Annotated in this window: 4 protein-coding genes; all 4 read left to right on the top strand. The window is 59.6% G+C overall.

All coding sequences use genetic code 11. From position 1 onward, the window contains the following. Nucleotides 1–62 precede the first annotated feature (62 nt). The 4 genes from hutU (at nucleotide 63) to ABFT80_RS07695 (ending at nucleotide 12524) form a co-directional block, all read left to right on the top strand. Nucleotides 63–1739, top strand: coding sequence for a urocanate hydratase (hutU, locus tag ABFT80_RS07710; RefSeq protein ID WP_347971287.1), 1677 nt, complete (start codon nucleotides 63–65; stop codon nucleotides 1737–1739). 31 nt (nucleotides 1740–1770) lie between these two features. Next, the gene (locus ABFT80_RS07705) at nucleotides 1771–3096 is read left to right on the top strand and encodes a YjiH family protein (RefSeq protein WP_347971286.1); all 1326 of its coding nucleotides are present in this window, start codon (nucleotides 1771–1773) and stop codon (nucleotides 3094–3096) included. Further along, nucleotides 3097–3663: a HutD/Ves family protein gene (locus tag ABFT80_RS07700; RefSeq protein WP_347971285.1), complete on the top strand. Its 567-nt coding sequence runs from the start codon at nucleotides 3097–3099 to the stop codon at nucleotides 3661–3663. A 290-nt stretch (nucleotides 3664–3953) separates the two neighbouring features. Next, nucleotides 3954–12524, top strand: a complete 8571-nt coding sequence (locus ABFT80_RS07695) for a GH36-type glycosyl hydrolase domain-containing protein (protein WP_347971284.1) — start codon at nucleotides 3954–3956, stop codon at nucleotides 12522–12524. Nucleotides 12525–12641 lie beyond the last annotated feature (117 nt).

Below are 12641 nucleotides of genomic sequence, written 5' to 3'. Positions count from 1 at the left end.
GGAAATTTTGAAGGCGCCATTCTTTCGCGCCACGAAGCTCCCGTTTTAAAAGGAATCCACTCATGACCAAGCCAACCCGCATCGACAATGAGCGCGTCATCCGCGCTGCGACAGGTACGGAGCTTTCGGCCAAAAGCTGGCTGACCGAAGCGCCGCTGCGCATGTTGATGAACAATCTCGACCCGATGGTTGCCGAAAAGCCGAGTGAACTGGTCGTCTATGGCGGCATCGGGCGCGCCGCGCGCGACTGGCAGAGCTACGACCGTATCGTCAGCGCTTTGCGGGCGCTTGAAAACGACGAGACGCTGCTGGTTCAGTCCGGCAAGCCGGTCGGCGTTTTCCGCACCCATGCGGATGCGCCGCGCGTGCTGATCGCCAATTCGAACCTCGTGCCGCATTGGGCGAACTGGGACCATTTCAACGAGCTCGATAAGAAGGGCCTGGCGATGTACGGCCAGATGACGGCCGGTTCGTGGATTTACATCGGCAGCCAGGGCATCGTTCAGGGCACCTACGAAACCTTCGTGGAAATGGGCCGCCAGCATTTTGATGGCGATCTTTCCGGCCGCTGGATTCTGACCGCCGGTCTTGGCGGTATGGGCGGCGCGCAGCCGCTGGCAGCCACCATGGCGGGCGCATCCTGCCTTGCCATCGAATGCCAGCCAAGCCGCATCGAGATGCGCATCAAGACCGGCTATGTCGATGTACAGGCAAAAGACCTCGACGACGCGCTGGCGATCATCGAACAGGCGAAGAAGGACAAAAAGGCGATTTCCGTGGCGCTGCTCGGCAACGCTGCCGACATCTTCCCCGAACTGGTGAAACGCGGCGTGAAGCCGGACGCCGTGACCGATCAAACTTCGGCGCATGATCCGGTCAACGGGTATCTGCCGCAGGGCTGGACGGTTGCCGAGTGGGAAGAAAAGCGCGAGCGCGACCCCAAGGCGGTTGCGAAAGCTGCGCGCGCTTCGATGGCCGTTCAGGTCAAGGCGATGCTCGATTTCCACGAACAGGGCATTCCGACCGTCGATTACGGCAACAACATCCGCCAAATGGCGAAGGAAGAGGGCGTCGAAAACGCCTTCGATTTTCCCGGCTTCGTGCCTGCCTATATCCGTCCGCTCTTCTGCCGGGGCATCGGTCCGTTCCGCTGGGCAGCACTTTCGGGCGACCCGGAGGACATCTACAAGACCGACGCCAAGGTGAAGGAACTGACGCCCGGCAATACGCATCTGCACAACTGGCTGGACATGGCCAGAGAGCGCATCCACTTCCAGGGTCTTCCGGCGCGCATCTGCTGGGTCGGGCTTGGCGACAGGCATCGTCTGGGTCTTGCCTTCAACGAAATGGTCAAGAGTGGTGAGCTGAAGGCTCCGGTCGTCATCGGCCGCGATCATCTGGATTCTGGCTCGGTCGCCTCGCCAAACCGCGAGACGGAAGCGATGCAGGACGGCTCGGACGCGGTGTCCGACTGGCCGCTGCTCAATGCGCTTTTGAACACGGCGTCGGGCGCGACATGGGTTTCGCTGCATCATGGCGGCGGCGTCGGCATGGGCTTCTCGCAGCATTCCGGCATGGTCATCGTCGCAGACGGCACGGATGACGCGGCGCGCCGTCTGGAGCGCGTGCTGTGGAACGATCCGGCCACCGGCGTCATGCGTCATGCCGATGCGGGCTACGATATCGCCATCGATTGCGCCAAGGAACACGGCCTGAACCTGCCCGGAATTCTGGGCTGACGGTCGCAACAAAAGTAAAGGTTTCGATACAATGTCGGATATTACAAGCGATGCCACCGCACCGCGCGGACCAGCCCTGATAAGGCTGGTATTATATAGCGCGATCGGTATTTTCATGTTTTTCGTGCCGATCACCATCGGCGGAAAATCCACCATCCCGCTGGATCATGCAGCGACAGCGCTTGTCACCTATGCGCGCCCGTTCGCGATAGCCTTCGTCTGTCTGTTGATTGCCTATGGCGCGATCGCGCCCTTCGTGAATGGCGGCTGGAGCAGGAACATCACCGAGCGCGTCTTCTCGGTGCTTCGCGTGCTCGGCCTTGTGCTGACGGCGATGTATCTCATTGGGGTCGGTCCGGCTCTGCTTTTTGCGCCCGACATGCTGCCGTTCCTGTTCGACAAGCTGGTGCTTTCGGTAGGATTGATCGTGCCGATAGGCGCGCTCGCATTGGCTTTCCTGATCGGCTACGGGCTTCTGGAATTCACAGGCGTTCTTGTTCAGCCGGTCATGCGGCCTATCTGGCGCACGCCGGGCTGGTCGGCAATCGACGCGGTCGCCTCCTTCGTCGGCAGCTATTCGCTGGCGCTGCTCATCACCGACAGGGTCTTCAAGGAAGGCAAATACACCGTCCGCGAAGCAGCGATCATCGCGACGGGCTTCTCCACCGTCTCGGCGACCTTCATGATCATCGTCGCCAGAACGCTGGACCTTATGGGTTCGTGGAATCTTTATTTCTGGTCGACGCTGGTGGTTACGTTCATCGTGTCGGCAATCACCGCGCGGCTTTGGCCGATCGCCGGAATGGAGCACCCGGAAGACCGCGACAAGCCGCTGCCGGAAGGCCGTGGCCGCTTCCAGACGGCAATCGACGCTGGCGTCGAACAGGCGACGATCGCAAAGCCTTTGCCGGTCATGCTGCGTGACAGCTTCCTCGATGGCCTGCGCATGGCGTCGATCATCCTGCCCAGCATCATGGCGGTCGGTCTGCTTGGCCTGCTTGCAGCCAAATACACGCCGCTGTTCGACGTGCTCGGCCTGCTGCTTTACCCGTTCACCTGGATCGCGCAGCTTTCCGAACCGATGCTTGCCGCAAAGGCGTTGGCCTCCGGTTTTGCCGAAATGTTCCTTCCTGCGATCCTTCTGGCGGAATCCACCGTCGATGTGAAATTCATGGCGGCGGTTGTCTCGGTCAGCCAGGTTTTGTTCCTGTCGGCATCCATCCCTTGCGTGCTGGCAACGTCCATTCCGCTCAGCATGAAAGATCTGGTCGTCATCTGGTACATCCGCACAGCGCTCAGCATTCTGGTGACTGCGCCTATCATGTGGCTGGCCATCGCAATGGGCTGGCTCGCGTAAATGCGGATAATTCGCGCGGCCGATCATCAAGTCATGCCGTGGAAAAACGGCGGGGGACAGACGGCGGAAATCGCCGTTTTCCCTGCCGATGCTGCGCTGGCCGATTTTGGCTGGCGCATCAGCATGGCGACGGTCGCCAGCGACGGGCCGTTTTCGGTGTTCGAAGGGATAGATCGAACACTGACGGTGCTTGAGGGGGCAGGGCTTATCCTCGCAATCGAGGGACAGCCACGACATACCCTCACGACCAGCTCCGCGCCGCTGTTCTTTGCTGCCGATGCCGCCACCAATTCATCATTGATCGACGGCACTGTAACCGACCTGAACGTGATGACGAGGCGCAGGCGCTACACGCATTCCGTCCGCCGTCTCGACATCGAGCGGGACACTTCGCTCACGATTTCCGCATCAACGACGCTTATTTTTTGCGCATCAGGCAATCTCGAGGTCGAATCGCAAACACTGTCGCGCTTCGACGCCATTGTTCTGGAAAACGCCCAAAACCTCGATCTGCGCCCGCATGACCGGGCATCATTAATCGTGATCGAGATCGACCCGGCCGCGTAACGCGCGCCCAACTGCCCGAAACTCAGGGCATATCGCCGGAGACACTGTATTTGTCCCGGCGAAAACGCTATTCTGCAAACATTAAAAAGCCGGAATTCAGCCTTTTGCGAGCGTTGTGGGGACGCTCGTTGAAGGAAAGTCTGACATCACGATTCATTACATTGATGTTGCAATGGGAAAAAGCCTGCACAGCCTCATTTTCCGTGCAACCAAATGCCATTAGAACGGTTTAAAACACGCGTCGCAAAGTCCCGCTTTGCGCGGGCGATGTATAACGGAAAAAAATTTACATGAATATTCAGGCCGATTCCGATCGGATCAAAACCGCACTTCCCCTTTTCCCGGCACAGGCTGAACAGCCTATCCGTTCAAACTTTCTCCCTGCTGAAAAATTGCGGGCTTTGGGCGAGGCGGTTGCAAGAGACGGTGTCAAAACCTCTTACGGGCTCGAATCCTTTGATTTTCAGGCGCGAAATCGCGATAACGCAGCCAAAATCCTCGAAGTCTACACCTCAACCAACGCAGCGCAGGCGCGCGGCGAGCCGATAACGCCGGCCGCACAATGGTTGCTGGACAATAATTACCTCGTCGAAGAGACGATCTTCCAGGTCAAGCGCGATCTGCCGCGCCGCTTTTACAAACAGCTTCCGACGATGGAACTGGCCGACGGCACGCAGGCGCCGCGTGCCCTGGTTCTCGCCTGGCTTTACGTCGCGCATTCCGACAGCGCCGTCTTCGACCACATGTTCAAGGCTCTGGTCGAAGGCTATCAGAGCGTCGACCCGCTCAAGATCGGCGAATTGTGGGCGTTGCCTTCCTTCCTGCGTTTCGTTCTGATCGAAAATCTCCGCAGGCTTGCCGTTCGGGTGAATCGCGCGCGTGAAATGCGCCAGATCGCCAACGAGGTCGCCGACAAGGTGCTTTCGGAAGACGATGGTGCCGACCGTCAGACGATCCTTGCGCAATATACGGCGCATGCGCGCGACACGACATTCGCAACGCAGCTTCTCTACCGTCTTCGTGACGGCTCTCAGCATGCCGGCAAGGCGCTTGTCTGGCTGGAGGAGGAACTTGAGAAGTCCGGCTCGGACGCCGAAGAAATTACCATCAGCGAACACCAGACCCTGTCGGCTGGCAATGTCACCACCGGCAACATCATTCGCGGCCTGCGTCTCATCAACGACGTCGAGTGGCCGGAGTGGTTCGAAACCGTCAGCCGCGTGGATTCGCTGCTTCGAGCGCGCACTGGCTATGACGATCTGGATTTCCAGTCGCGCGATCAGTACCGCACCGCGATCGAAGATCTGGCGCGCCGTTCGGGAAAGAGCGAATACGAGGTTGCTGTCGCCGCCACCGAAATGGCCGGTTTCGAACCTGCGGAAGTGCAGGACGAGAACGACACGCGCGGCGAGATCAAGGGGGCGACAAAAAACGATGTCGGTTTCTTCCTCATTGGCTCTCAGCGTCAGGAACTGGAAAAAGAGATAGGCTACAAGCAGAGCTTCATGCTCGCGCTTCGCCGGTCGTTCAGCCAGACGGATTTTTGGGGCATCGTTATCCCGGTTACGCTGCTGACGATATTCCTGGTTTCGATGGCAGGGTTCGCTCTTGCGAATCTGGGTTTGAGTACGCCTGCTATCGCGTTGATGCTGCTGCTTTTTGCCGTTCCGGCAAGCGAGGGCGCGCTTGGCTTCTTCAATACGGTCGTCCTTTTGTTCCTCAAACCGACGCGTCTTGTCGGCTATGAGTTCAAGAAGGGCATTCCGGCCGATGCACGCACATTGGTCGTGGTGCCGTCGCTGATCGGTTCGCGTGACGACATCGACGAAAATGTCCGCAATCTCGAAGTTCATCACCTTGCCAATATGGGCGGGGAAATTCACTTCGCGCTGCTTTCGGATTGGCCGGACAGCAAGGTCGAGCAAAGCCGCGACGACAAGGAAATTCTGGAATATGCGCGCGCAGAAGTGGCGCGGCTGAACGAGCGCTACCCGCAAGCCGGGTCGCCGCGTTTCTATCTTCTGCATCGCCGCCGTCTCTATAATGACAACGAAAAATGCTGGATGGGCTGGGAGCGCAAGCGCGGCAAGCTGCATGAGCTGAACCTTCTGCTGCGCGGCGACCGTGACACGACTTTCCTGCCGCAGGACGTGCCGCTGCCGGCGAAAATCGTCCATGTGATGACGATGGATGCGGATACCAAGATGACGCGTGGCGCGGTCACGCGTCTTGTCGGCAAGCTCTGCCATCCGCTCAACAAGCCGAAATTCGACGAGAAGGCGCGTAAGGTCACGTCCGGCTATGCGATTTTGCAGCCGCGCGTCACGCCTTCGCTGACGACCGGCGACGAAGCTTCGTTCTTCCAGCGCGTGTTTTCGGCCAATCGCGGCATGGACCCGTATGTCTTTGCCGTCTCCGATCTCTATCAGGACGTCTATGGCGAAGGCTCGTTCACCGGCAAGGGCCTCTATCATATCGACGCGATGGAAGCGGCGCTGAAGGAGCGCATTCCCGAAAACACGATCCTCAGCCACGATCTGCTCGAAGGCGCGCTTTCGCGGGCCGCACTCGTTACCGATGTCGAATTGGTCGAGGATTACCCGACCCGATATTCGGTCGATGCTTCACGCCAGCATCGCTGGGCGCGTGGCGACTGGCAGCTTCTGAGCTTCATTTTCGATCCGAAGTCGGGCGTTCCGGCACTTTCGCGCTGGAAGATGATCGACAATCTGCGCCGCTCGGTCACGCCGATTTTCTGGGTCATGGCGGCGATTGCGGGTTGGACCTTCCTTCCCGTGACGCAGGCGGGGCAGTGGCAGGCGCTGCTGATCCTTTCGCTGTTCATGGCGCCGACCTTCGACATCGTTCATGGCATTCTGCCGAAATCGGGTGACGGCACGGCGCGGGGCCATTTCACCGCACTGGCGCGCGACGTGGCCTTCGGAACTGCGATGGTCGCGCTGAAAACGGTGCTTATGGCGCATCTCGCCTGGATGATGGGCGATGCGATTATCCGCACCGTCTATCGCCTGTTCGTCAGCCGCGAACACATGCTGGAGTGGCGCACCGCTTCGCAGGCCCACAAGGTCGGCGGCAACGATCTGGGCGCATACTACTCCATGATGTACGGCGCGGTGGTCATCGCCGTGATCGGCCTGGCGATACCCGTCATGGCGGATTCGACCGGCGCATTCGTGGCCTTCGTCTTTGCCATTTTCTGGGCCGGTTCGCCTGCTTTCGCATGGCTGGTCAGCCGCTCTGCCGAGACGGAGGACCGCCTGCGCGTGTCCGAATCCGACACGGTAAAGCTGCGCAAGATCGCACGTCGCACATGGCTCTATTTCGAGACTTTCGTCGACGAAGAAAACAACATGCTTCCGCCCGACAATTTCCAGGAAACACCGCTTCCTGTCGTGGCGCACCGCACATCGCCGACCAATATCGGCGTCTATCTTCTGTCGGTCGTTTCGGCCCGCGATTTCGGCTGGATCAGCTTGTCGGAGGCGGTGACACGCATCGAGGCGACCATGTCCACGATGGAGCAGATGAAGCGCCATCGCGGCCATCTGTTCAACTGGTACGAGACGAAGAACCTTGCACCGATGCAGCCGCTTTACGTTTCGGCGGTCGATAGCGGCAATCTTGCCGGGCACCTCGTTGCGGTTGCTGCCGCCTGTGCGCATTGGGCCGAAGCGCCTTCGGTGCATCTGCAGGGCGATTTCGACGGCCTGCTCGACAATGTCTACGTGCTGGAAGATTGCCTGGACGAACTTCCCGACGACCGCCGTCAGCTTCGCCCATTGCGCCAGCGTCTTCAGGATCGTCTGGAAGGCATGCAGCGCGCAGTCGATTCCATCAAGAAGCAGCCGGAAATGGCGTCGATCCGCACCATCAATCTGGCAGTGCTCGCAGGCGAAATCCGCAAGCTCGCAACGCAGATCAATGCGGAAATGAAATCGCAGCAGAGCGAGAATCTCGCAATCTGGGCAGGCAAGCTGGAAGCGACAAGCGAGGCGCATGTGCATGATGCGCATAGCGATGAGACATCCGTCGAGACGCTGCGCGAACGTCTGCTGGCGCTGCGCGAACGCACCCGCAAATATGCTTTCGAGATGGATTTCTCGTTCCTGCTTCGTCAGGAGCGCAAGCTTCTGTCCATCGGCTACCGTGTCGACGAGCATCAACTCGACGAAGCCTGCTACGATCTGCTCGCTTCCGAAGCGCGCCTAACCAGCCTGTTCGGCGTGGCAAAGGGCGATCTGCCGACCGAACATTGGTTCCGTCTCGGCAGGCCGCTGGTCGAAATCGGTTTCCAGGGCGCGTTGATGTCATGGTCGGGCTCAATGTTCGAGTACCTCATGCCACCGCTGGTCATGAAGGAGCCGCAGGGCGGCATTCTCAACCAGACGAGCAAGCTCATCATCCGCCGCCAGATGCAATATGGCCGCTCGAAACGTATTCCGTGGGGTATTTCGGAAGCCGCATACAATGCGCGCGACCGCGAGATGACCTACCAGTACACCAATTTCGGTGTGCCGGGTCTGGGTCTCAAGCGCGGGCTTAGCCAGAATACGGTCATCGCGCCTTACGCTACGATCCTGGCTGCGCAGTTCATGCCCGAAGAGGCGGTCGAAAATCTCGAACGTCTGGACAGTATCGGTGCGCTTGGCCGCTACGGCTATCATGACGCCGTGGATTTCACGCCGCAGCGTGTGCCGGAAGGTTCCGACCATGCGATCGTCTACAATTATTATGCGCACCATCAGGGCATGTCGATTGTCGCGATTGCAAATGCGATCTTCGAAGGACGTATGCGCGACCGTTTCCACAGCGATCCGGTGATCGAGTCGGCGGAACTTCTGCTTCAGGAAAAAGCGCCGCGCGACATTCCGGTCGCAGTCGTGCGCACTGAAGTCGAGGAGCGGAGCAAGGCGGAAGTCGTCGAGCAAAGCCCGGACATTCGCGCTGTTCTCAACCCGTTGCGGGCGCTGCGCGAAACCAACCTCATGTCGAATGGCCGCTATTCGGTCATGGTCACCTCCACCGGCACCGGCTACAGCCTATGGAACGATCTTGCCGTTACGCGCTGGCAGCCGGACCCGACGGAAGACCGGATGGGCACGTTCCTGTTCCTGCGCGACACGGAAACGGGCGATTGGTGGTCGGCGACCGCCGAGCCGAAACGCGCCGAGAAAGAACAGACGCAGGTCCTGTTTTCGGACGACAAGGCGACCTTCGCCAAGTCGGTCGGCACCCTGCGCTCGGAAGTCGATTGCATCGTTGTTTCGGAAGGAAACGGCGAGGGCCGTCGCGTTACCCTTTGGAACGAGGGCAATACGGATCGGCACATCGAAGTCACCTCCTATGCCGAGCTGGTGCTTGCGCCCGAAGTTTCGGACAGTTCGCATCCGGCATTTTCGAAAATGTTCGTCGAGACGGAGATTTCTCCCAACCGCAACATCATTTTCGCCAATCGCCGCAAGCGCGACGATAGCGAACCCGACATCGGCCTTGCGCATTTCGTGACGGATGCTTCTGGCCTGCCGCGCGATGTGGAAGCCGAAACCGACCGCCGCGCCTTCATCGGACGTGGCCGCACGATCGCCAATGCGGCTGCATTCGACAAGAATACAAAGCTTGGCGGCAATGCCGGTTTCGTTCTCGATCCGGTCATGGCGCTGCGTTGCCGCGTGCGCGTTCCGGCCAACAAGAAGATTTCGCTGACTTTCTGGACCGTTGTCGGTGCGAACCGGCAGGAACTGGAAGACGAGATCAATCTTCTCGACCATGCCGAAAGCTTCTCGCGCCAGACCGTTCTGTCATGGACCCGCTCGCAGGTTCAGACCCGTCATCTGGGCTTGAGCCTGACTGATGCGGCGAATGTCCAGAAGCTCGCACGCTATCTGCTTTACCCGAGCCCGTTCCTGCGCTCGCCTGCGGATGCGATTTCGAGCGGGCTTGGACGCCAATCGACGCTTTGGCCGATGAGCATTTCTGGCGATTTCCCGATCTTTGCGGTGCGCATCAGCGACGTTGCGGACATCGAGATCGTCGCGCAATCGCTGCGCTTCCAGGAATATATGCGCGCGCGGGGCCTGCTGGTCGATCTGGTCATCGTCAATGAGCAGGCCTCGTCCTACGTGCAGGATCTCCAGCAGGCTATTGAATCGCTTTGCGAAAACAGCCGCCTGCGCGGCAATGAGCTAGGCCCGCGGCAGCATATTTTCGCCGTTCGCCGCGATCTGATGGACGACGATTCCTACAAGACGCTGCTCGCGGTGGCGCGGATTGCGCTGCATACGAGAAATGGCACGATCTTCGATCAGATCGAACGTGCCGAGGCGGCCGCATTGCAAAGTCGCGATGCGCAGGCACTGATTGCGGCAGATCCCGCAGCGCCGAAGGAAGCAACAGCGGTTGCCGTTGCATCCTATGATGCGAAGCCGGCGGATGGCGGCGACCTTGAGTTCTGGAACGGGTTCGGTGGTTTTGACCGCGACGGACGCGACTATGTCGTGCGCCTGACCGGCAATCGCTCGACGCCGCAGCCCTGGATCAATGTGATTTCCAACGCTGCATTCGGCTTCCACACATCGGCGGAAGGCGCGTCCTTCACATGGAGCCGCAACAGCCGCGACTTCCAGTTGACGCCGTGGTCCAACGATCCTGTCACCAACCGGCCGGGCGAGTCGATCTATATCTACGATCACACGAGCGGCAAAAGCTTCTCGCCTTTCGCGGCGGTTCTGCGCGATCCGTCGGTGGTCTATGAGGCGCGTCACGGGCAGGGCGTCAGCACCTTCAGTGCCAAGCGCGGTACTGTTTCAGCCGAACTGACGCAGCTTGTGGACACGGAAGATTCCGTCAAGATTTCGCGTCTGACGCTGAAGAACTCCGCACCGATGGCGGCAAAGCTGCGCATTTACGCCTACGCGGAATGGGTGCTCGGCAACAACCGTGCGAGAACGGCGGCCACGATCCTTCCGTCAAAAGACGAGAAAACGGGTGCGGTTCTGGCCAGCAATCCGTTCGGGATGGATTTTGCCGAGCGCATTGCCTTCCTTGCAGGCGAGGGCGGCGAAGAAAGCATCACCTCCGACCGTCAGGAGTTTCTTGGCCAGCACGGCAGCGTCGAGGCGCCCCATGCGGTGGTTAACGGTGCTGCACTTTCGGGCAAGCTCGAGGCCGGAACCGATCCGTGCGCGGCAATCGCGCGCGATGTCGAGATACCGGCAGGCGGCGAAATCTCGCTGATCTGGTTGCTGGGCGACGCAGGCTCTACGGATGAAGTGCGCGAATTGGTGACGCGTCACCGCGAGCGTTCATTCGATGAGCGTCTTGTCGAAAACGAGCAGAAATGGCGCGGTTTCCTCGACACGATTCAGGTCGAGACGCCCGACAAATCGCTCGATGCGATGGTCAATCATTGGCTGCCCTATCAAAGCCTTGCCTGCCGTATTCAGGCGCGCTCGGCCTTTTATCAGGCAAGCGGTGCGTTCGGCTTCCGCGATCAGCTTCAAGATACGCTTTCGCTGCTTATGCACGATCCGTCCTTGGCGCGAGATCAGATCGTCAACGCTGCAAAGCGCCAGTTCCTTGAGGGCGATGTGCAGCATTGGTGGCTGCCGCGCACGGATGCAGGCGTTCGCACGATGATTTCCGACGATGTCGTGTGGCTGGCTTATGGCGCGGCGCGCTATGTCGAAGTGACCGGAGATGCGGATTTCCTGAAGACGGAAATCCCCTTCATCAAGGGTCCGCTTCTGGAAGAGGGCGCGCATGATGCTTTCTTTACGCCGGAGGTTTCGGACAAAAGCGGCACGCTCTACGAGCATTGCGCGCTGGCGCTCGACCTCGCAATCAAGCGTACGAGCGAAGGTGGCCTGCCGCTCATTCTGGGCGGAGACTGGAACGACGGCATGAACCGCGTCGGCGAGGGCGGTAAGGGCGAGAGTGTATGGCTCGGCTGGTTCCTGCTCGGCACGTTGCGCGATTTCATTCCGATTGCGCAGGCACAAGGCGATGCGAAGCGCGCCAAGGCCTGGGAGAGCCACGCAAAGGCGCTCAAGAAAGCGCTGGAAGCCACCGCATGGGACGGCGACTGGTACCGGCGCGGCAGCTTCGACGACGGCACGCCGCTGGGCTCGCATCTTTCCGATGAATGCCGGATCGATTCCATCGCTCAGTCCTGGAGTGTTCTTTCCGGTGAAGGCGATCCCGAGCGGGCGCTGAAAGCCATGAACTCCGTAATGGAGGAATTGGTCGATGATGAATTGAAGATCGTAAAACTCTTCACGCCGCCTTTTTCGAATACGGATAAGGATCCCGGCTACATCAAGAGCTATCCGCCGGGCGTTCGCGAAAATGGCGGGCAATACACCCATGCTGCAACATGGTTCGTCATCGCTTTGGCCAGATTGGGCAAGACTGACGACGCCTATCGCTGCTTCAGCATGCTGAACCCTGTCCAGCACGCGCTGGACCAGAAGGCTGCCGAACAGTACCGCGTCGAGCCTTATGTCGTTGCCGCCGACATCTATTCCGGGCAGCCGAAGGGCGGCCGCGGCGGCTGGACCTGGTATACGGGTTCTGCCGGATGGCTCTATCGCGCCGCTGTCGAGGGTATTCTGGGCATCGAGCGAAAGGGCAACCGTCTGCTCCTCGATCCGAAGATCCCTTCCGACTGGAAAGGCTATTCCGCCACGATCAGGATCGACGGTTGCGAGTATAAAATTGCCGTTGAGCGCAAAGCCGGGACGAGGGAAACATCGGTATCGATAGACGGAAAAGCTGCCGCAAATGACGGGATTCCGCTCGGCAAAAAGAAGAACGTTTCCGTCCAAGTCATGATTCCAGAGTAGGAATCCGGCCCTTTGGCGGACTTTACACCGCGCGGCTTGCCTTCGTTCTGCCGCGCGGTCGCCATTTTTCCTTTCTTCTCAACTGGTTAGATATCACGCCACGTTAACGCCCGTAGC

The organism is Foliimonas ilicis (genome assembly GCF_039939195.1).
Lineage (GTDB): Bacteria > Pseudomonadota > Alphaproteobacteria > Rhizobiales > Rhizobiaceae > Foliimonas > Foliimonas ilicis.
The sequence above is the reverse complement of the archived record's forward strand: the minus strand, read 5'-3'. Positions and strand labels throughout refer to the sequence as shown.